The 19,587-nt window shown below is 65.7% G+C and carries 20 protein-coding genes; 16 read left to right on the top strand and 4 right to left on the bottom strand.

What is annotated here, in order from left to right:
* The first annotated feature begins 17 nt into the window (after positions 1–17).
* The 3 genes from XANALMUS060_RS10925 (at position 18) to xth (ending at position 2,560) form a co-directional block, all read left to right on the top strand.
* Entirely contained in the window at positions 18–887 is an 870-nt protein-coding gene (locus XANALMUS060_RS10925) for a peptidylprolyl isomerase (protein WP_045738424.1), read from the top strand.
* Positions 888–895: 8 nt separating this feature from the next.
* Complete coding sequence (locus XANALMUS060_RS10920; RefSeq protein ID WP_052688144.1) at positions 896–1,702, top strand: hypothetical protein; 807 nt, start codon at positions 896–898, stop codon at positions 1,700–1,702.
* 78 nt (positions 1,703–1,780) lie between these two features.
* Positions 1,781–2,560 carry an exodeoxyribonuclease III gene (gene xth, locus XANALMUS060_RS10915; protein WP_045738423.1) on the top strand — a complete coding sequence of 260 codons (780 nt, stop codon included), beginning with the start codon at positions 1,781–1,783 and terminating at the stop codon, positions 2,558–2,560.
* Positions 2,561–2,696: 136 nt separating this feature from the next.
* Here xth and XANALMUS060_RS10910 read toward each other — a convergent pair whose 3' ends face one another.
* Positions 2,697–2,948: a GlsB/YeaQ/YmgE family stress response membrane protein gene (locus XANALMUS060_RS10910; RefSeq protein WP_045738422.1), complete on the bottom strand. Its 252-nt coding sequence runs from the start codon at positions 2,946–2,948 to the stop codon at positions 2,697–2,699.
* A 147-nt stretch (positions 2,949–3,095) separates the two neighbouring features.
* Here XANALMUS060_RS10910 and XANALMUS060_RS10905 point away from each other — a divergent pair, with 147 nt between their 5' ends.
* Positions 3,096–3,707 (top strand): 4'-phosphopantetheinyl transferase superfamily protein, encoded by a 612-nt coding sequence (locus XANALMUS060_RS10905; RefSeq protein WP_045738421.1) that lies wholly within the window; start codon positions 3,096–3,098, stop codon positions 3,705–3,707.
* A gap of 34 nt (positions 3,708–3,741) precedes the next feature.
* Here the strand turns inward: XANALMUS060_RS10905 and XANALMUS060_RS10900 are convergent, their stop codons facing one another.
* Entirely contained in the window at positions 3,742–5,346 is a 1,605-nt protein-coding gene (locus tag XANALMUS060_RS10900; protein ID WP_152640474.1) for an alkaline phosphatase D family protein, read from the bottom strand.
* 98 nt (positions 5,347–5,444) lie between these two features.
* Here XANALMUS060_RS10900 and rsmG point away from each other — a divergent pair, with 98 nt between their 5' ends.
* The 11 genes from rsmG to uvrD all read left to right on the top strand — a co-directional run bounded on the left by rsmG (position 5,445) and on the right by uvrD (position 16,312).
* Complete coding sequence (rsmG, locus tag XANALMUS060_RS10895; RefSeq protein ID WP_045738458.1) at positions 5,445–6,086, top strand: 16S rRNA (guanine(527)-N(7))-methyltransferase RsmG; 642 nt, start codon at positions 5,445–5,447, stop codon at positions 6,084–6,086.
* A gap of 88 nt (positions 6,087–6,174) precedes the next feature.
* Complete coding sequence (locus XANALMUS060_RS10890; RefSeq protein ID WP_045738420.1) at positions 6,175–6,972, top strand: AAA family ATPase; 798 nt, start codon at positions 6,175–6,177, stop codon at positions 6,970–6,972.
* Complete coding sequence (locus tag XANALMUS060_RS10885) at positions 6,972–7,889, top strand: ParB/RepB/Spo0J family partition protein (protein ID WP_045738419.1); 918 nt, start codon at positions 6,972–6,974, stop codon at positions 7,887–7,889. Before XANALMUS060_RS10890 ends, XANALMUS060_RS10885 begins: the two co-directional genes overlap by 1 nt.
* Positions 7,890–7,992: 103 nt before the next feature.
* A complete protein-coding gene (locus XANALMUS060_RS10880) occupies positions 7,993–8,958 on the top strand; it encodes an SDR family NAD(P)-dependent oxidoreductase (protein ID WP_045738457.1) in 966 nt (321 codons plus the stop codon).
* 91 nt (positions 8,959–9,049) lie between these two features.
* Positions 9,050–9,772 carry a glycosyltransferase family 2 protein gene (locus XANALMUS060_RS10875; protein ID WP_045726582.1) on the top strand — a complete coding sequence of 241 codons (723 nt, stop codon included), beginning with the start codon at positions 9,050–9,052 and terminating at the stop codon, positions 9,770–9,772.
* 1 nt (position 9,773) lies between these two features.
* Positions 9,774–10,115 (top strand): lipid-A-disaccharide synthase N-terminal domain-containing protein, encoded by a 342-nt coding sequence (locus tag XANALMUS060_RS10870; RefSeq protein ID WP_045726583.1) that lies wholly within the window; start codon positions 9,774–9,776, stop codon positions 10,113–10,115.
* Positions 10,116–10,474: 359 nt separating this feature from the next.
* Positions 10,475–10,711 (top strand): 50S ribosomal protein L28, encoded by a 237-nt coding sequence (gene rpmB / locus XANALMUS060_RS10865; protein ID WP_010342733.1) that lies wholly within the window; start codon positions 10,475–10,477, stop codon positions 10,709–10,711.
* A gap of 10 nt (positions 10,712–10,721) precedes the next feature.
* The gene (rpmG, locus tag XANALMUS060_RS10860; protein ID WP_169411268.1) at positions 10,722–10,889 is read left to right on the top strand and encodes a 50S ribosomal protein L33; all 168 of its coding nucleotides are present in this window, start codon (positions 10,722–10,724) and stop codon (positions 10,887–10,889) included.
* Between the two features lie 161 nt (positions 10,890–11,050).
* On the top strand, positions 11,051–12,469 hold the full coding sequence (cls, locus tag XANALMUS060_RS10855; RefSeq protein WP_045738418.1) for a cardiolipin synthase: 1,419 nt from the start codon (positions 11,051–11,053) through the stop codon (positions 12,467–12,469).
* Positions 12,470–12,574: 105 nt separating this feature from the next.
* Positions 12,575–13,999, top strand: a complete 1,425-nt coding sequence (locus tag XANALMUS060_RS10850) for an FAD/NAD(P)-binding protein (RefSeq protein WP_045738417.1) — start codon at positions 12,575–12,577, stop codon at positions 13,997–13,999.
* A 111-nt stretch (positions 14,000–14,110) separates the two neighbouring features.
* Positions 14,111–16,312 (top strand): DNA helicase II, encoded by a 2,202-nt coding sequence (uvrD, locus tag XANALMUS060_RS10845; protein WP_045738416.1) that lies wholly within the window; start codon positions 14,111–14,113, stop codon positions 16,310–16,312.
* A gap of 82 nt (positions 16,313–16,394) precedes the next feature.
* Here uvrD and XANALMUS060_RS10840 read toward each other — a convergent pair whose 3' ends face one another.
* On the bottom strand, positions 16,395–18,332 hold the full coding sequence (locus tag XANALMUS060_RS10840) for a M61 family metallopeptidase (RefSeq protein WP_045738415.1): 1,938 nt from the start codon (positions 18,330–18,332) through the stop codon (positions 16,395–16,397).
* Positions 18,333–18,724: 392 nt separating this feature from the next.
* Between XANALMUS060_RS10840 and XANALMUS060_RS10835 the strand changes: the two genes are divergently transcribed.
* The gene (locus tag XANALMUS060_RS10835; protein WP_045738456.1) at positions 18,725–19,171 is read left to right on the top strand and encodes a universal stress protein; all 447 of its coding nucleotides are present in this window, start codon (positions 18,725–18,727) and stop codon (positions 19,169–19,171) included.
* 44 nt (positions 19,172–19,215) lie between these two features.
* Here XANALMUS060_RS10835 and XANALMUS060_RS10830 read toward each other — a convergent pair whose 3' ends face one another.
* Positions 19,216–19,503 (bottom strand): DUF2782 domain-containing protein, encoded by a 288-nt coding sequence (locus XANALMUS060_RS10830; protein WP_045738414.1) that lies wholly within the window; start codon positions 19,501–19,503, stop codon positions 19,216–19,218.
* Positions 19,504–19,587 lie beyond the last annotated feature (84 nt).

Raw genomic sequence — 19,587 nt, 5'->3', positions numbered from 1 at the left:
ATTTTCAGGAGAAGCGCATGTCCGTTTTTTTTGCCAAGTCCGCCGCGCTGACCATCTGTGCGCTGACCGCATTCGCCACCCTCGCCGCGCCTGTCGCCGAGCACGCAGCCGCTGATCCGGTGGTGCTGCGGGTGGGCGCACAGCAGTTCACCGCCAGTGAATACCGTGCCCTGGCAGGCCAAGGCGCGCGCAGCACCGCCGGTATCGACGATCCATCCGTCGTCCGCCGTTTCGCCGACCGCGCCATCCTGCTGGACCAGGCCAAGCAGCAGCATCTGCAGGATGATCCGGTTGTGGCCGCGCGCCTGCGCCAGGCTGCCGACGCGATCCTGGCTGAGGCCGCGCAGGCGCGGCTCGTCGCCAACGCGAAGATCGACGAAGCGATGTTGCGCAAGCAGTTCGCGGCGCATCCGGATGACTACACCGAATACCATCTGCGCCACCTGTTCGTCGCATTGCATCCACAGAATGGTGCGCGAGCCGGACATGCCTTGACCGACGCGCAGGCGCTGCAGCGTGCCGAAGCGCTTAAACGCCAGCTCGATGGCGGCGCCGATTTCGCCACCCTGGCGATGCGCGAGTCAGACGACGCTACCACCGCTGGCGATGGCGGGCAGTTGTCGCCGACCTTTGGTCGTTACCTGGCCGATGCGTTCGTCGCGCCGATCCACCAGCTTGCGGTGAATCAGGTATCCGCGCCGGTACGTGGACCCGATGGTTACCATCTGATCTACCTCGATATGAAGACCGCTGCGCGTTTCGAGGCGGTGCGCGGGCAGATCGAACTGCAGCTGCGCGAGCAGGCTGCCGCCGATGCCATGCAGCGGTTGCGCCAGGCGCAGCCGATGGCGTTTGACCGCGCCGCCTACACCGCCGCCACGCGCTGAGCAGAGCGATGTTGCCGCGTCCAGCGCTGTTATGGCTCGGTGTCGGTGTCGCGACGGTGATCTCCGCAGTGCTCGCGGCTGTCCTGTTGTTGCCGACGACTGCGGCGGTGGTGCGACCACCGTTGGAGCCTGCAGCCGGCTCTGTGCCCGCCGCTACGTCCACCACGCTGGGGTTATCGGCGGATGCGAGCCAAACGCAACGTCTGTACGTCACCGCGCTGCTGGCCCTGGACTGCCGGCAGCGCGCGCAAGAGCCTGCCCCCAGCGCGATGCTGCCGCCAGGGAGCGATGAGGCCACCAACGAGGACGCCAAGGCGGACCGTCTGGCGGAACAGCGGCGGCGCGTGGCCTGTCGCGGTGTCGCCCAGATCGATGACGCGCAGGCCGAGGCGATGCTGCGCACCGCCGCCGTGCACGGCGACGCCGATGCGCAGCGTTACCTGCTGAAGCGGCGGGTGGAGCAACTGGCCGCGCGGGCTGTCGCCGCGGACGGACAACTCAAGCCGCTGTCCGCCGCCGACCAGCACGATGCCGAGGATGTGGTCAGGCAGCTGGAAGACCGCGCATTGAACGGTGATCGCCAGTCGATCGATGCGTTGGCGCAGTTGCTGGCCTCGCCTTGGCTGACAGTGGCCGACCCACCGTATGCTGCGGCTTGGGAACTGGCCGCGCGGCAGGCGCCGGAGCGGCCATTCCCGCCGCCGGAGCAGTTGGTCGATGCCGAGGAACTGCTCGATGGGTTGAACGAGGCGCAGCGCCAGCAGGCGCTAAGCCTGGCGTCTGGGCTGTTCGCACAGTGCTGCGCGCGGCACTGAACGGCCCGGCGCTTGCGCGTTTGGCCGTTGCGGCGGCTGCGGTCAGAATAGTGGCCGGCTCCTCGTCTTGGATTTCCTTTGAAAATCGCCTCCTGGAATGTCAACTCGCTCAACGTGCGCCTGCCGCACTTGCAACAGTGGCTGGATGCGTTCGCGCCGGATGTGGTGGGGATCCAGGAGACCAAGTTGGAGGACCACAAGTTTCCCGATGCGGCGCTGGCTGAAGTCGGCTATCGCAGCGTATTTGCCGGGCAGAAGACCTACAACGGCGTGGCAATCTTGTCGCGCGCGCCGCTCAGCGATGTGCAGATCGGTGTGCCGGGTCTGGAAGACGAGCAGAAACGTGCCATCGCCGCGACCGTGGGTGATCTGCGCATCGTCAACCTGTACGTGGTCAATGGTCAGGACGTGGGGAGTGACAAGTACAGCTACAAGTTGCGCTGGCTGCAGGCCGTGCATGCCTGGCTCGCCGTCGAGCTGCAACGCTATCCGCGTTTGCTGGTGCTGGGCGATTTCAACATCGCGCCAGACTCGCGCGACGTACACGATCCGCTGGTGTGGAGCGATGACCACATTCTCACCTCCACCGCCGAACGTCGCGCGCTGCGCACGTTGTTCGAGCTGGGCTTGCATGATGGCTTTCGCCTGCACCATGACGATGGCGGCATTTTCAGTTGGTGGGATTATCGTCAGGCGGGCTTCCGCCGCGATCTCGGCCTACGTATCGATTTGACTCTGGTGTCCGATGCGCTGAAGGCATGCACATGTGCTGCTGGTATCGATCGCACACCACGGACCTGGGAGCGTCCCAGCGATCATGCGCCCGCCTGGATCGCGCTGGAGTCGACGCAGGCATGATCGCCTCCGGTCATGGCGACGACCGACACGCAGATTGGCAATCTCATCGGTTCGCTTGCCATGCGATGTGCATGTTGCCGCAAAACGTAAAACGCCCGGCGAACCGGGCGTTGGCGCGTAGTGTCGCGGCGATGCGTCAGCGTGCGCGGCCGCGGGTGACCAGGTTGACGACCGCAAGCAAAATGACCGCGCCGATCAACGAATACAGGAACGTCCACAGATTGATCGCTTGGTTGATCCCGCCTCCGAATAGCCAGCCGGCGATCAACGCGCCGACGATGCCGACCACGATGTTCATGATGATCCCCTGTTGTGCATCGCGACGCATGATGATGCTGGCCAGCCAGCCCACGATGCCGCCAACGATCAACCAGATGATGATGCCCATGCGTGACACTCCTCGGTTCTGCCCGCACCAGGAGCGGTGGAGCATGACGCATTTAAGGGGCCTCGCCGTGAAGCGACCGTATAACGTCAGGGCTGGCGCACAGGGGCGCTGGTGTCCTGTGGGTGCCAGGTGAGCGTACCGATTCCATTGCCGACCTCGGCAGCGTGGCAGGACTGCCGTATCGGTCCGGTGGCGCTATGGCTGCGGCCACACCCACCACGTACCTCTGGTGAGGCGACCGCGCGGTGCCTGCTGGCCGATGAATTGGGAGTGCCGGCGGCGCAGTTGCCGCTGCACCGCGATGCGCGCGGACGACCCGTCCTGCATGCGCCGCTGGCGCATGTGGATACCGGCTGGAGTCATAGCGGCGATTACCTGCTGGTGGCGGTCGCGGCAGATGTGCGGCTGGGCGTGGACATCGAGCGCCAGCGTCCGCGTCCGCGTCTGCTCGAAGTGGCGCAACGGTTCTTTCATCCGGACGAGACGGCGGCGCTGCTGGCGTTGGCGGCGCCAGCGCGCGAGGCGCTGTTCTTTCGTCTGTGGTGCGCCAAGGAAGCGCTGCTGAAGGCGCACGGCCATGGCCTGGCGTTCGGCCTGCATCGGTTGTGTTTTGCCGAAGATGCGACCGGCGGACTGTATTTGGCGTGGTGTGACCCTGCCCTGGGCAGTGCTGCTTGCTGGCAGTTACACGAATGGCAGGCGGCACCGGGCTACCGCGCCGCACTGGCCTGGCGCCGGCTCGATGCATCAAGCCGGTGATGTAGGATCGATCACTGGGTGAGGCGCGTCGGGATCACGCCTCCAGCGCACCGGCGCGGCCATCCTCGACCACGAAACGCTTGAGTGTGGAGACCGTGGCTTCGCGGTCGCTGCGGTCGGAGATCGTCTGCAGCCGCGTTTCCATCTGCGTCGCACTCAGCGAGACCGACACGTAGCCGCGGTAACGGCTCTCGGCATAGCGGACTTCCGGGTTGTCCTTCAGCATTTGCGCGATCGATGCGGGTGACGGGCCATCGGAGGTGATGGAGGTGCCGACGAATTCGGTCGCCAGCGTTGGCGAGTGCGGGTCGCTGGCGTCGGCTTTGAGGTCGGTGACCCAGTAGGAATGGATGTCCCCGCCCCAGAACACCGGATTGCGCATGCCGCTGCGCGCGACCGCCTGCAGCATGCGCGTGCGCGTGGCTGGGTAGCCATCCCAGCCATCGGTCCAGTAGCCGGGCTGGCTGTTGTCGCGGTCGCGTTGCAGGATCGGGGCGACCAGCAGGTCCTGCGCAATCACGTTCCAGCGTGCCTGCGAACGGGCGAAGCCGGCATACAGCCAGCGCTCCTGCGCCGCGCCGAGCATGCTGCGGGCCGGGTCGTCGATGTCCTTGCAGTCGCTTGCGGCGATGTGTCCGCCGCGCCAGCCGTTGGGCAGCGGGCAGGGTTGTTTGCTGCGGTATTGACGACCGTCGAGGACGAAGAAGCGCGCCAACGCGCCATAGTCCAACGCACGGTACAGCGGCATGTCCGGCCCATGTGGGCGATGCCGGGCGCGCAGCGGGAAGTGTTCGTACATGGCCTGGTAGGCGGCGGCGCGGCGGCGCAGGAAGCTGGCTGTGGAAATGGAGGGATCCTGCGACCAGCGGTTGGCGTAATCGTTCTGTACCTCGTGGTCGTCCCAGGTCGCCACGCAGGCGGAGCCAGCGTGCAGGGCTTGCAGGTCGGGGTCGGTGCGGTACAGCGCGTAGCGGTTGCGGTAACCGGCCAGATCCATGCAGTCGCCGCTGCCATGCGCGCGCACCACGTTGGCCGCTGCCGCACCCTTGTGGCTGTACTCGTAGATGTAATCGCCGAGGAAGAACACCAGATCCGGCTGCTCGGCGGCCAGATGGCGGTAGGCGCTGAAGTAGCCCTGTTCCCAGTGCGCGCAGGACACGAAGCCCAAGCGTGCGCTGTCCAGGCGGCCGGGTGCCGGTGCCGTGCGCGCGCAGCCGAGCGGGCTCTGCGCGCCCAGCGCTTGGAACCGATACCAATAGGGCCGCCCCGGTTGCAGCCCGTTCACTTCCACATGCACGGAGTGGCCCCAGCGCGGATGCGCCGTCGCCACGCCACGTTGGACCACCTGCGTCATGCCCGCATCGGTGGCGATGCTCCAGCGCACGGGTACCGGTGCGTGCAAGCCGCCTTGGCCGTCCGGGGCCAGCGGCTGCGGTGCCAGCCGCGTCCATAGCACCAGGCCATCGGGCAGCGGATCGCCGGCTGCCACGCCCAGGGTGAATGGATCCTCGCCGCCACTGGCACGGGCAAACGGGCTGAGCAGTGGCGTTGCCGCCAGCAGTCCCAGTCCCGTCAGCACACGGCGGCGGCCAGGATCGGTGGCCGTGTCGCTGGCGGGGGTGTTTCCGGAGTTCGACATGTCGATTGTCGCGATTACAGGAGCCAGCTTTGTATTGTCGCTCACGATGATGGTGGTTGCTTGCCAGCATGTCTGGCGGCAACTGCGATAATCCGGCGATGACCGACGCCCCCCTTCCCGAATCCGTTCGCGTTGCACTCGAACAGGGCCTGCGCGCGCAGGCCCTGGACGCCGCCGCGCTGGTGCCGCCATTGCTGGCCTACCTGACGCTGCTGGCGCGCTGGAACCGCACCTACAATCTCACCGCCATCCGCGATCCGCATGACATGGTGACCCGTCATCTGCTCGATTCCCTGGCGATGCTGCCCTTCGTTGGCGAGGGTGCGCTCGCCGACCTGGGCACCGGTCCGGGTCTACCGGGTCTGCCGCTGGCGATCGCCTTGCCACGTTTGCGCGTAACCCTGGTCGAGAGCAACGGCAAGAAGGCGCGCTTTCTGCGTGAAGCGGTGCGCCAGTTGCGTCTGGACAATGCACGGGTAGCCGAGTCGCGCGCCGAGGCGCTGGACGAGCCGGGTGGCTACGACCTGTTGACCGCGCGTGCGCTGGATACCCTGGCCGGCATCGTCGCCATTGGTGGACATCTGCTGCGCCCTGGCGGGCGCCTGCTGGCGATGAAGGGGGTGCGTCCGGACGCGGAAATCGCCGCCCTGCCGTCAGGCTGGACGGCGCCGACGGTGCACCGGCTACAGGTTCCGGGTCTGGGCGAGGACCGCCATCTGGTGGTGGTCGAGCGCGGCTGAGCGGTGTTGGTGTCCGGCCCGGATTTCCGCCCTGGGGGATGTGACCGCATAATGCCCGGTCATATCCCATCGCCGACGAGGCTCCCGCATGGCCCGCATCATCGCCATCGCCAACCAGAAGGGCGGCGTCGGCAAGACCACGACTGCGGTCAATCTGGCCGCCGCGCTCGCGCGCCAGACCCAACGCGTGCTGCTGGTGGACTTGGACGCGCAGGGCAACGCGACGATGGGCAGCGGCATCGATAAGCGCGAGCTGGAAGCCTCCACCTGCGACGTCCTGCTCGGCGAGCACACCGCTGCGCAGATCCGAGTGACCGCGCCAGAAGGCTTCGACCTGCTGCCGGGCAACATCGATCTCACCGCTGCCGAGATTCAACTGATGGACCAGACGGCGCGCGAGCAGCGGCTGAAGACGGCGCTGACCCCGCTGCGCGCGGAGTACGATTTCATCCTCATCGATTGCCCGCCGGCGTTGTCGCTACTGACCCTGAACGCGTTGACCGCAGCCGATTCGGTGATCGTGCCGATGCAATGCGAGTACTACGCGCTGGAGGGGCTGACCGCGTTGCTGGAAACCATCGAGGCGCTGCGCGCCGAACTCAATCCCGGGTTGGAGATCGAAGGCGTGTTGCGCACCATGTTCGACGTGCGCAACAACCTCGCCAACGCGGTGTCGGCGGAGCTGACCAATCACTTCGGCGACAAGGTGTTTCGCACCATCGTGCCGCGCAACGTCCGCCTGGCCGAGGCGCCCAGCCACGGCCAGAGCATCGTCGGCTACGACCGCACCTCGCGCGGCGGAGTTGCTTACCTGGGGCTGGCCGGTGAGGTCGTGCGCCGCCGCAATCAACGTAATCGGCCGGTGCCGGTGATGGAGACGTTTTGATGAGCGCCAAGACTCCTGCTCTCGGAGCCAAGAAGCGCGGTCTTGGCCGTGGCCTGGAGGCGCTGCTGGGGCCGACCGCCGCGTCGGCGCCCACGGCCGACACTCTGCAACCCGGCGATAGTCTGCGCCGGTTGCCGGTGGGGCAATTGCAGCCGGGTAAATACCAACCACGCCAAGAGATGGACCAGGCCAAGTTGCAGGAACTGGCCGAATCGATCAAGGCGCAGGGCGTGATCCAGCCGATCGTGGCGCGCGAGCTGGTGCCGGGAACCTTCGAGATCGTCGCCGGCGAACGCCGCTGGCGCGCCTCGCAGTTGGTCGGCCTGAGCGAAGTGCCGGTGGTGGTGCGCGAACTCGACGACCGCACCGTCATCGCCATGGCGCTGATCGAGAACATCCAGCGCGAGGACCTCAACCCGCTGGAAGAGGCGCAAGCGCTGCATCGATTGATCGACGAATTTTCCCTGACCCATGCCGAGGCTGCCGAAGCGGTGGGTCGCTCGCGTGCCTCGGTGTCCAATCTGCTGCGACTGTTGGAATTGCCGCCGGCCATTCGCGTGCTGCTGGAGGCGCGGCGGCTGGAAATGGGCCACGCACGCGCGCTGTTGACGCTGTCGCCGGAACTGGCCAGCCGTCTGGCGGCCGACGCCGCCGACCAAGGTTGGTCGGTGCGCGAGGTCGAGCATCGTGCGCAGCAGTTCGCCGCCGGCAAGGTGCCGAGCAACCGCAAGCCTAAACCGGGCCGCACCGCGCCGCAGGCCGACATCGCCTCGTTGGAGACCGAGTTGTCCGAATCACTCGGGACCAAGGTCGCCATTGCGCATGGCGCTGGCGGCAAGGGCAAGCTGGTCATTCACTACACCGATCTGGACACCCTCGATGGTGTGCTGGAACGGCTGCGCGGCAAAGTGTCCTGATTCCGGCGCCGATTCGGCCCATGCCTTGCGCCGCTGCCATCGCCACGGGTGATGCGCCGCCTTCATGCGGCTGCTTGGCCTGCGCGGATTGCTGGAGACCGCAATGACGGTCCTGGTGACAGGCGCGGCTGGCTTCGTCGGCGCATACACCTGCCGCGCGCTGGCGGAGCGTGGCGAGACGGTCATTGGTCTGGACAACTACAACGATTACTACGATCCGCAGCTCAAGCGCGATCGCGTCGCCGCGCTGTGCCCGCAGGTCGACATCCGCACGCTCGACCTGACCGATCGCGAGGGCTTATCGGCGCTGTTCGAGCAGACGCGGCCCGAGCGCGTGGTGCATTTGGCCGCGCAGGCCGGTGTGCGTTATTCGCTGCAAAACCCGCACGTTTACGTCGACAGTAATCTGGTCGGTTTCGTCAACATGCTGGAACTGTGTCGGCATCGCGGTGTACAGCACTTGGTCTATGCCTCCAGTAGTTCGGTGTACGGCGATTCGGCCACTGCGCCGTTCTCCGAGGACCAGCGCATCGATCGACCACGTTCGCTGTACGCGGCGACCAAGGCCGCCAACGAACTGATGGCGCACACCTACGCGCAGTTGTATGGGCTGCGCGCGACCGGATTGCGCTTCTTCACCGTCTATGGCCCGTGGGGGCGACCGGATATGGCGCCGCTGTTGTTCAGCCGCGCGGTACTGGCCGGGCGCCCGATCGAAGTGTTCAACCATGGCCGCATGCGTCGCGATTTCACTTTCATCGCTGACATTATCGCCGGCGTGCTCGGTGCGCTCGATCATCCTTGCGGCGAGGCGGTACCGCATCGCGTGTTCAACCTCGGCAACCATACGCCGGTCGAACTGGAGCACTTCATCGGCGTGATCGAAGCCGCCGCTGGCCGCCATGTCGAAAAACTGTATCGACCGATGCAGCCTGGCGACATGATCGAGACGATGGCCGATACTGCGCGTGCGCAGACGGCTTTCGGCTTCGATCCCACTACCCCGATCGAAACCGGTTTGCCGCAGGTGGTGCAGTGGTGCCGGGACTATTTCGGCGCATTCGCTTGAGCCGCGCCCACGGCCCGGCCCGCACGTCGGATCATGATGGGCGGCGTCTGCATTTCACGCTTCGCACTCCTTGCCGAACTCTGCCGTCCTCATGAATCAGCTTTCCCTTTCCGTTGTCGTCCCGGTGTTCAACGAGCGCGACAATGTGCCGCCGCTGGTCGCCGAGATCCTCGCCGCGCTGCGCGGCATGATCGATTTCGAGATCGTTTACGTGGATGATCATTCGCGCGACGACACCCTGGCGGTGCTGGAAGGGTTGAAGGCCACGACCCCGGAACTGCGCGTACTGCACCATGTCAGCCAGAGCGGGCAGAGCACCGCGGTCCGCAATGGGGCCAAGGCCGCACGCGGGCGGTGGATCGCCACCCTCGATGGCGACGGCCAGAACGACCCGGCCGATATTCCCAAGCTGCTGGGCGCACGCGCTGCGGCCTCGCCGCAGGTCAAGTTGTTCGCCGGCTGGCGCGTCTCGCGACAGGATTCGAGCAGCAAGCGCTGGGCATCGACGTGGGCCAATGCGATTCGCGCGCGCATGTTGCGCGACGACACCCCGGACACCGGCTGCGGCATCAAATTGTTCGAACGCGAAGCGTTCCTGGATCTGCCGTACTTCGATCACATGCACCGCTATTTGCCCGCGCTGATGCAGCGGGCTGGCTGGCAGACCCTGAGCGTGCCGGTGAACCACCGCCACCGTACCGCAGGCGTGTCCAAGTACAACAATCTCAACCGCGCCCTGGTCGGCATTCGCGATCTGCGCGGCGTGGCCTGGTTGATCGCGCGTAGCCGCCGCACCGTTGTGCAGGAGCGCTGAGATGCAACCGCACCTACTCGACCAGCCGATCCAGTCGCTGTATTGGACCGGCGTCCACGTCACCGGCTGGAAGTTGATCGGCTACATCGGCGCGCTGATGTTCGGCGGTCGCTGGCTGTTGCAATTCATCGCCTCCAAACGCGCCGGCAAGCCGGTGATCCCGCGCATGTTCTGGTACATGAGCGTGATCGGCAGCCTGATGACGCTGAGTTACTTCCTGTTCTCGGCCAAGCAGGATTCGGTCGGCGTCCTGCAGAATCTGTTTCCCGCCTTCACCGCCTTCTACAGCCTGTATCTGGATATCCGGCATCGGGGTTGGCGTCGCGACCGCGCGTCGCACTGAACGCTGGTGTCGCCTGCGTCGCGGTGGCTAGGGATGGCGCCCAGATCCCGCGTCGGGTCGGCTTGCCATCATCGACCCGCACAGCCGATCAAACCGGCCGGTGTGTGGGCAATTTGCGCAAGCCATTGATCCCCTGCATAATACGCGGCTCGCTGTGCCCGGTTCTGGTCGGGCTGGCGGCTGGAAGCGCGATCTCCGGCCGGCCTTTTCCAGCGTAACCGCTTGATTTCCCACGTCGCGTGGTGGCCGCAAGGCGACCGGGGCCGCCGTCTCCCAGGCTATGGGTGACCCAATCTGCGGATCCTTCCGCAAGAGCCCGGCGCTCCATGGCCGGACTTCCAACACGATCGAGGTGCGTAATGTCCCGCGTATGCCAAGTATCCGGCAAGCGTGTGCAGACGGGTAACAACGTCTCCCACGCCAACAACAAGACCCGTCGTCGCTTCCTGCCTAACCTGCATGAGCGTCGCTTCTGGGTTGCCAGCGAGAACCGCTGGGTCAAGCTGAAGGTTTCCGCGCACGCGCTGCGCACCATCGATAAGAACGGCATCGACACCGTTCTGGCTGAGCTGCGTGCGCGCGGCGAAAAGGTTTGAGGAGTAACCCATCATGGCAGGCAAGCGCGATAAGGTCCGTATGATTTCCTCGGCCGGTACCGGTCACTTCTACACCACGGACAAGAACAAGAAGAACACCCCGGGGAAGATGGAATTCCTCAAGTACGATCCGGTCGTGCGCAAGCACGTCCTGTACAAGGAAGGCAAGATCAAGTAATCGGCTGATCGCAGGATCGCCATTGCTGCTCGACACACAACCCGCCATCTGGCGGGTTGTGTGCTTTTGGGCCCGGCCCACGGCCCACAGGGTCTGGCGGGGAGGCTTGCGTTTGCCCGTATAGTCCGCAGAATCGGGCGACCTGGGTGACGAGCATTGCGATGCTGCCGGTCTGGTTGGAAGGCACATGGCTGTTGGCGCTGGACTGGCTGATCCGGCTGGTGGCGTTGCTGTGGATCCCCACCCGCACCACTCCAGGCGCCGCGCGCAGTTGGTTGTTGCTGGTGGGTTTTGTGCCGCTGTTGGGATTGCCGTTGTACCTGTTGTTCGGCCATCCCTGGTTGTCGCGCGAACGCATCCGCCGTCAGGCGCTGGCCTCGCATGTGATCCGCGAGCAGCAGGGGCCGCTGACCGCGCTGCGCTGGACACCGCCGGCCGATACCGTGGTGGCCGAAGTGGTGCCCTTGGTCGAGCGTCAGGGCGATTTCATGCCCACCCACGGCAACACCGTGGAGTTGCTCGACCGTTACGCGGCATCGTTGCAGGCGTTGATCGAGGACATCGATAAGGCGCTCGAGCGTGTGCATCTGCTGTACTACCTGATGTTCGACGATGCGGTCGGCGATGCGGTGGTCGCGGCCCTGCTGCGCGCCGCCGCGCGCGGCGTGCGTTGTCGTCTGTTGCTGGATGCGCGTGGCGGCCGTCGTGCGCTGCGCCGCTACCGCGCTGTGCTGCATGCCGGCGGGGTCGAGGTACAAGCGTTGTTGCCGGGCGGACTGCGTTGGCGCCGCAGCGGGCGCATGGACCTGCGCAACCACCGCAAGATCGCGGTGATCGACAACCGTGTCGGTTATATCGGTTCGCAGAATCTGGCCGCACCGGACTTCGTGCCCGGCCATCCCAACCGCGAACTGGTGGCGCGGGTGCAGGGGCCGGTGGTCGCGCATCTGGAAGCGGTGTTCGCCAGCGATTGGTTCATCGAAACCGGGCAACGTCTGAGTGTGGCGGCCGCCACCCCGGCGCGCGATACCGGTGTCCCGGCGCAACTGTTGCCGAGCGGTCCGGCTTATCCGTTCGAGAACGCGCGCGATGCGGTCAATGCGTTGATCCATCAGGCGCGGCGGCGGATCGTGATGGTGACGCCGTACTTCGTGCCGGACGAGGCCACGCTCAGCGCGTTGCGCATCGCCGCGCTGTCTGGCGTGGAGGTGCAACTGATCCTGTCCGAGAGCAACAATCAACCGCTCAGTGCCTGGGCGCAGGAGGCGTGCTACGACGAACTGCTGCGCAGCGGGGTCAAGATCGCGTTGTATCGGCCGCACTTCCTGCATGCCAAGCACCTGAGCGTGGACGAGGGCATCGTTCTGGTTGGCTCGATCAATCTGGACATCCGCTCGTTCGCACTCAACGCGGAGATCGGCATGCTCTGCTATAGCGCCGATGTGCTGCAGCGGCTGCGGGTGGTGGAGGCGGAGTATTTGGCCGATGCGCGGGTGCTGTCGCTGGAGACATGGCGCAAGCGGCCGGCGTGGCGGCGCAGTCGCGAGGGGATCGCGCGCCTGGCCGATGCGCTGATGTGAAATGCACGCGCGTGCGCGCATGATGTTGCGCGGATGCGCGAGCGGTCGTGATTGCCTGGGTTCTCATCGGCCTGGCATACCAGGCCTTCGCTTACAATTGTCAATATGAGCGAGTTTCTGCCCAGCAAACTGGTCGAGGACGATTGCGATGTCGCCATTATCGGCGGCGGCGCGGCCGGTGTCCTGGCTGCATTGCATCTGCTGCACCAGGCTGACGGGCCGTTGCGCTTGCAGTTGATCGAGTCGCAGCCAGCGCTGGCGCAGGGCGTGGCCTATGCGACACCCCGCGCGGAGCATCTACTGAACGTGCCGGTCGGGCGGATGAGTGCCTTCGCCAACGCGCCGGAGGATTTTCTCGATTGGTTGCAGCAGCAAGCGCTGTATCCGCAATTGACGCGTGATGCATTGGCGCAAGCCTATGTGCAGCGTCGCCATTACGCCGTCTACCTGCGCGCGCGTCTAGCGCAGGCGCAGGCGACGCGCCCGGCGCGCTTGCAGTGGCGTCAGGCGCGGGTGTTGGCGATGCAGCCGGATGCGGTCGACGGCCACGTGCTGCATTTGCACGATGGTCGTCGACTGCGCACCGCTGCCACGGTGCTGGCGCTGGGCAACAGCCTGCGTCCGTTGCCGGCACGCGGTGCCGCCAGTCTGCCCGAGTCGGTGCGTGTGGAAGCCTGGAATTACCCGCAGCTATGCGAGATCCCGCGCGAGGCGACGGTGTGCATCGTCGGTTCCGGCCTGAGTATGGCCGACAGCGTGCTGACCCTGCTGACCAACGCCCATTGCGGTCCGGTGCATGTGGTCTCGCGGCATGCGTTGTTGCCGTTGCCGCATGCCGCGCACGGCACCCCGGCCGACTTCGATCCGCAAGCGCTGTTGCCCCTCTCGCTGCGTCAGCGGCTGCGCGCGCTGCGTGGATACGCCGTTGCCGCGCAGGCGCACGGACACCCCTGGCAGAGCGTGATGGATCGGGTGCGACCATTCGGCCAGGCGCTGTGGCAATCGTTGTCGACGACCGAGCAACGCCGTTTTCTACGGCATACGGTACGTTACTGGGACGTGCACCGGCATCGCGTCGCCGCGCCGGTATACGCGCAGTTGCAGGCGATGTGCCGTAGCGGCCAGTTGCGCGTGCACCGCGCGCGGTTGGAGAGCGTGTCTGCGCTCGACACCTGCGTGCAGGTCAACGGAATGGGGGCCGATGGGGTTGCGTTGCAATTGCAGGCGGATTGCGTGATCAATGCGACCGGCGTGGAGTTGCGTGTGCAGACCATTCGCAATCCGCTGTTACACCAGTTACTGGCCAGTGGTCACGCGCAGCAGGGTCCGCATGGGATCGGCCTGGCGACCGGTGCCGATGGTGCGCTGCTCGATGCGCATGCTCGCGCCGATCCACGGATCCGCGTCCTCGGCAGCTTGCGCATTGGTGACCTGTGGGAAAGTTTGGCGATCCCCGAACTACGGATGCAGGCGCAGGCGACCGCGCAGGCGTTGCTGAGCCTGGAACCGCCGCTGGCGCTCGCGCGCTGAGGCAATCCTGCTTGCCGACGATGGCAGCGCTAGGGCTGTGACGCAAAGCTGTCGCCAATCGCGCGGCATCTATCGCCGCCCATGCACGGCGGCACCGGCTAAAATACCCCGGTGGATGTCTCTCATTTGCTCGATGATCTGAACCCCGCCCAGCGCGAGGCCGTCTCCGCACCGCCCGGCCATTATCTGGTCCTGGCCGGTGCCGGGTCCGGCAAGACGCGTGTGCTCATCCATCGCATCGCCTGGCTGCACGAGGTGCATGGGGTGCCGGTGCATGGCATGTTCGCGGTCACCTTCACCAACAAGGCCGCCGGCGAGATGCGCCATCGCGCCGACCTGCAGTTGCGCAACGGCAGCCGTGGCATGTGGATCGGTACGTTCCATGGCCTGGCTCACCGTCTGTTGCGCCTGCACTGGCAGGACGCGCGGTTGCCGGAGAGCTTCCAGGTGCTGGATGCGGACGACCAACTGCGGCTGGTCAAGCGCGTGGTGCAGCAATTGGAGTTGGACGAAGCCAAGTTCCCGCCCAAGCAGATCGTGTGGTGGATCAACCAGCAGAAGGACGAAGGCCGCCGCGCGCAGCACATCCAACCCGAGCCGCACGATGTCTGGATCAGCACCCTGCGCAACGCCTATGCGCTGTACCAGGAGCGCTGCGACCGTGCCGGACTGGTCGATTTCGCCGAGTTGCTGCTGCGTGCGCACGAACTGCTGCGCGACACGCCGGCGCTGCTGGCGCACTACCGCGCTCGCTTCGCTGAGATCCTGGTCGATGAGTTTCAGGACACCAACGCCATCCAGTACGCGTTCGTGCGCGTGCTCGCCGGCGACAGCGGCCGTGTGTTCGTGGTCGGCGACGACGACCAGGCCATTTACGGATGGCGCGGCGCCAAGGTCGAGAACGTGCAGCGTTTCCTCAAGGATTTCCCTGGCGCACAGACCATCCGCCTGGAGCAGAACTACCGTTCCAGTGCCAACATTCTCAACGCCGCCAACGCGGTGATCGCGCACAATCCCGACCGCATCGGCAAGCAATTGTGGACCGATTCGGGCGATGGCGAACCGATCGATCTGTATGCGGCGTACAACGAAGTGGACGAAGCGCGCTACGTGGTCGAGCGTGCGCGCCAATGGGTGCGCGATGGCGGCAGTTATAGCGAAGCCGCCGTGCTCTATCGCAGCAACGCGCAGTCGCGTGCGTTCGAAGAGGCGTTGCTCGCCGAGCAGGTGCCGTACCGCGTGTACGGCGGCATGCGCTTCTTCGAGCGGGCCGAAATCAAAGATACCCTGGCCTATCTGCGCCTGGTCGCCAACCGTGCCGACGATGCGGCGTTCGAGCGTGCGGTGAACACGCCACCGCGCGGCATCGGCGACCGGACCCTGGACGAAGTGCGACGGCTGGCGCGTGCGCAATCGCTGTCGCTATGGACCGCCGCGCAACACGCCGCGCAGCAGGGTGGCGAACTGGCCGCGCGCGCGCGCAATGCGCTGGGCCAGTTCCTCGGCTTGATCGAACAAGTGGCCGTGGAAGTGGCCGACTTATCGCTGCCCGAGCAGATCGATCATGTGCTGGCGCGCTCAGCGCTGCGCGAGCACTGGGGCAAGGAAAGCCGCAGCGGGCTGGATTCGGAGTCGCGCACCGACAACCTCGACGAACTGGTGTCAGTGGCCTCGCGCTTCGTCCGTGCCGACGCCGAGGGTGATGCTGACGAAGCGCGCCAGACGATGAGCGAATTGGTCGCGTTCCTGGCCTATGCCGCGCTGGAGGCTGGCGAGGGTCAGGCCCAGGCCGGCGAGGACGGCGTGCAATTGATGACGCTGCATTCGGCCAAAGGCCTGGAATTTCCGCTGGTGTTTCTGGCCGGCATGGAAGACGGCTTGTTTCCCAGCGCGCGTTCGCTGGAGGAAAGCGGACGCCTGGAGGAGGAGCGGCGTCTTGCCTATGTCGGTATCACCCGTGCTCGCCACACATTGGTGCTCAGCTATGCCGAGTCGCGGCGCATCCACGGGCAGGATAATTACAACGTCCCTTCGCGCTTCCTGCGCGAGATCCCACGCGAGCTATTGCACGAGGTGCGGCCAAAAGTGCAGGTCTCGCGCAGCGCTTCGTTGGGTGCGCCGCGCAACCCAGGGCATTCGCGGATCGAGGCGCCGGCGATCAAGCTCGGCGCCAATGTGCAGCATCCCAAGTTCGGTGGTGGCGTGGTCATCGACTACGAAGGCAGCGGCGCGCACGCGCGCGTACAAGTGCAGTTCGACGAGGCCGGCGCCAAGTGGCTGGTGATGGCCTACGCGAATCTGACGGTGCGTTGACGGAACCGGCAGCCGGTTTGCCCGTCGCGGTGCTTGGCGGGTGCGCTTGTGAGCGATGCATGACGCCTGGGCCGATTCATGCTCAGTGCCGCGCGGCGATGATCTGGCTCAGGTAATCCGGCGTGCCGTTCACTCGCACCAAGTGTGGGTACTGCAAGCCATCGTGGTAGTGCACCGCGACGTCGCGCACGCTGCCCTGGTATTTCAGTGTGAGCACGATCGGTGCGCTGCCGCCCTTGGCCTCGGCGATGGCGTGTTTGAGCGCATCGCGCGAGTAGTCCTGGCCGTTGACCGCCAGCAGCGTGGCGCCGGTGCTGATCCCGGCCTTGAACGCCGGACCATCCCACAGCACATCGTTGATGCTGGCGTCATCGTTCATCACCAGGCCGATCGACCAGGCGAAGTTGTAGCGGTGTCGCGCCGATGGGTGGCTGCCGTCGTATTGCTTCTCGAATTCGCTGGGTTGGTCGGTGTACACCAGTTTCCAGCCGCTGGCTTGTAAGCCTTCCAACAGCGGTGGATCGACCGCGTACACGCGGCGCTGGAGGTAAGGGGTCCAGTCGAAGCGGGCGACGCCATCGAGCGCGGCAACGACGTCGTCGAAGGTGTAGGTCTTGACCGCATGGCTGCCGTCGTCGACGCCGAAGAACGCTTTGGCCACATCGTCCAGCGACTTGCGTCCACCGCTGAGCGCATGCAGTTTGGCGTCCACCGCCAGCCAGACCATCTGCCCGCCGCTGTAGTAGTCCTCGCTCATCTGCCAGCTGCGATACGGCAGCGGCGCGCGATGCGCGGCGGTGGGATCGTTGGTGGTGTCCTGCAGGGAGCGCCAACGGAATCCGGAACGGTTGCGATCATAGTTGGCCGCGGTCATCGCGAGCGCGTCGCGGAACTGTTGCGGTGTCCACAGGCCGGCGCGCGCGGCCAGCACGTAGCCCCAGTATTGGGTCTGGCCTTCGTAGACCCACAGCAGCGAGTCGCCCATCGGCACGTTGAAGGTCGGCGTCCACAGGTCGGCCGGACGCCGGAACTTGCCGTTCCACGAGTGGGTGTATTCGTGTGGCAGCAGGTCGCGGTCCGACGGGTTGTCGGTCCAACCAGTGAAATAGTCGGCACTCAGTCCATTCTCGCTGGACTGGTGGTGTTCCAGTCCGTTGCCGCCGAGCACGTCCGACAGCGAGAACAGGAAGTCGTAGTGGTCGTAGTGGTGCGATCCGAACAGCTTGATCGCCTGCACCGGCAGGTTGCGGTGTGCCTGTCGTTGTTCTGGGCTGATTTCCAGGAATCTGGGTGCATCGGCGACCACGTCCAAGTGGACCGGCGCGCTACCGTGGGGCGTCAGGTCCACGCGCTTGAAGTAGCGTCCGGCGTAGATCGGCGAGTCGACCAATGTGGTGAAGTCCACCGGTTTGAAGATAGTCGTGGTGCCGCTGTGACTGGCGGTTTCCAGCGCCGTGCCGAATTCCCATCCGGCCGGCAGGATCACGCTTGGCGTCACCGTGATCTGACCCGTGTCGTGGCCGGCCGGATACAGCGCGACCTTGTTCCATTCCAACTGCAGCATCTTGTCGGTCATTTCGAAGCCGTCGTCGCGGGGCGACAGGTACTGGAAACTGGCTTCGATCGCGCGCACGCCCCCCGGTATCTCCACATGAAAGCTGTAGACGTCGAATGTGTCGCGACGCCATGGCAGCGGCACGCCGTTGGCGGTCAGGGTGAGGCCGGCGAGCATCGCCACCGGTCCGCTCGGCGAATGGTCGCCGGGGATCCATTGCGGATATTGCAGGGTCAGCCGCCCGGCGCTGACCGGGATGGTCTCGTGAACCCGGTAGATGCCCTGGCGCACGTCGCCGGCATCCACCTGCAACGCCAGGGTGCCGGGATAGGAGGTGTCCTGCGGTACGGGCACGTCGGCGCTGCGGGCGGCCTGCGCATGCGCGGCGCCGCTCAGCGCCAGGGCGATGCTCAGCGACAACGTCAGGCCGAGGCGAGGAAAGGCAGAACGGAAGGGGGCGGGCATGAACGGCTCCGGGATCGGGAAAATGCGCTGCAGGACGTTAGCATCTAGGCTCGGTGTCGGCGCGATTCATATGCACGGATGATGCGGCTGGGTCAGGCATGGGCGTCTCGGATGTATCGGTCCGGCCGCTCACGGTCTGCCTGGAGGATGTGCTTCTCAAAGGCGATGGTGTGACCGGTTCATCTGCCGTGAGTGGGCCGCGACGCGGATGTCGCGATCGGGTTGGCGGTGCAGGTGTGCGCGGCATGTCGCCCGGGATGCAAGGACTTGGCAAGCCGATGCGTCGGCTGAACCCGCATCGCGACTGAACTCGACTTGGTTCAAGGCGTGCAGTCCACAGCGGGTGTGCAATGCTGCTGTTGTCGCCGTTGATGGCGCCACCGGAGCACACCATGTACCAGCGCATCCTGATTGCCATCGATGGTTCCGAGTTGTCCAACAAAGGCTTGCAGCATGGGCTGGCGCTGGCCGCCAAGCTCGGTGCGCAGGTGGATATCCTCACGGTGTCCGAACCATGGGCCATGGGCATGTACGATGCCATGGGCTGGGGCGTGGGCTATGAGGCCAGCCCCGAATACCGTCGCGACCGCGAGGCCGGCGCGCAGGCGATTCTGGCACCAGCGCTGGCCGCGGCTGCGCTCGCCGGGGTGAGCGCACATGGCCGCCACCTGCTCGACCGTTATGCGGCCGAGGGGATCATCGACATGGCGATCACCTGTGCCAGCGACCTGATCGTGATGACCTCGCATGGCCGTCGCGGCATGAGTCGGATATTGCTTGGCAGCCAGACGGCGGAAGTGTTGGCCAACAGCAAGGTGCCGGTGCTGGTGATTCGCTGAGTCGCCGTGCGCTGCGCCAATCGGCGCAGCGGGGCGTCAACGCGTCACCAGCTGTACAGCTTCCAGTACACCGGCGAGACGTTCTCCTTGTTGCCGTCCATGTGGCCGTCGCCGTTGCGGTCGTACAGGTAGTAGGCCGGGCCGCGCGCCGGGGTCACCTTGACCATGCGCAACTGGCCGCCCATGCGGTACTCGTCCACGGTGTCGCCGTTTTCCATCTTGTGTTGGGTCACTTGCGCGCCGCGCATGTCCATCGGCGCGCCGTCCGGGCCAGTGCCGGTGGAGGCGCAGCCGGCCAGTAGCAACAGCGGGGTCAGGATCAGGGCTTTCATCGCAACGTTCTCCACGGGCAGGGGATGGTGGCCGATTATGCGCTGTGCGACCGTATTCGGTGCGCGCAGGGCGGCAGCGTAGAA

The organism is Xanthomonas sp. MUS 060, from assembly GCF_000963215.1.
Lineage (GTDB): Bacteria > Pseudomonadota > Gammaproteobacteria > Xanthomonadales > Xanthomonadaceae > Xanthomonas_A.
This window is presented reverse-complemented; position numbering and strand designations above follow the sequence as displayed.

What these genes read in the sequence shown, in the direction of transcription:
- rsmG (WP_045738458.1), top strand. Translation starts at nt 5,445, where the DNA reads ATGACCGACGCCCCCCTTCCCGAATCCGTTCGCGTTGCACTCGAACAG.
- XANALMUS060_RS10920 (WP_052688144.1), top strand. Translation starts at nt 896, where the DNA reads ATGTTGCCGCGTCCAGCGCTGTTATGGCTCGGTGTCGGTGTCGCGACG.
- XANALMUS060_RS10870 (WP_045726583.1), top strand. Translation starts at nt 9,774, where the DNA reads ATGCAACCGCACCTACTCGACCAGCCGATCCAGTCGCTGTATTGGACC.
- XANALMUS060_RS10890 (WP_045738420.1), top strand. Translation starts at nt 6,175, where the DNA reads ATGGCCCGCATCATCGCCATCGCCAACCAGAAGGGCGGCGTCGGCAAG.
- XANALMUS060_RS10830 (WP_045738414.1), bottom strand. Translation starts at nt 19,503, where the DNA reads ATGAAAGCCCTGATCCTGACCCCGCTGTTGCTACTGGCCGGCTGCGCC.
- XANALMUS060_RS10910 (WP_045738422.1), bottom strand. Translation starts at nt 2,948, where the DNA reads ATGGGCATCATCATCTGGTTGATCGTTGGCGGCATCGTGGGCTGGCTG.
- XANALMUS060_RS10900 (WP_152640474.1), bottom strand. Translation starts at nt 5,346, where the DNA reads ATGTCGAACTCCGGAAACACCCCCGCCAGCGACACGGCCACCGATCCT.
- XANALMUS060_RS10925 (WP_045738424.1), top strand. Translation starts at nt 18, where the DNA reads ATGTCCGTTTTTTTTGCCAAGTCCGCCGCGCTGACCATCTGTGCGCTG.
- XANALMUS060_RS10835 (WP_045738456.1), top strand. Translation starts at nt 18,725, where the DNA reads ATGTACCAGCGCATCCTGATTGCCATCGATGGTTCCGAGTTGTCCAAC.
- XANALMUS060_RS10880 (WP_045738457.1), top strand. Translation starts at nt 7,993, where the DNA reads ATGACGGTCCTGGTGACAGGCGCGGCTGGCTTCGTCGGCGCATACACC.
- XANALMUS060_RS10875 (WP_045726582.1), top strand. Translation starts at nt 9,050, where the DNA reads ATGAATCAGCTTTCCCTTTCCGTTGTCGTCCCGGTGTTCAACGAGCGC.
- XANALMUS060_RS10850 (WP_045738417.1), top strand. Translation starts at nt 12,575, where the DNA reads ATGAGCGAGTTTCTGCCCAGCAAACTGGTCGAGGACGATTGCGATGTC.
- XANALMUS060_RS10840 (WP_045738415.1), bottom strand. Translation starts at nt 18,332, where the DNA reads ATGCCCGCCCCCTTCCGTTCTGCCTTTCCTCGCCTCGGCCTGACGTTG.
- rpmB (WP_010342733.1), top strand. Translation starts at nt 10,475, where the DNA reads ATGTCCCGCGTATGCCAAGTATCCGGCAAGCGTGTGCAGACGGGTAAC.
- XANALMUS060_RS10885 (WP_045738419.1), top strand. Translation starts at nt 6,972, where the DNA reads ATGAGCGCCAAGACTCCTGCTCTCGGAGCCAAGAAGCGCGGTCTTGGC.
- cls (WP_045738418.1), top strand. Translation starts at nt 11,051, where the DNA reads ATGCTGCCGGTCTGGTTGGAAGGCACATGGCTGTTGGCGCTGGACTGG.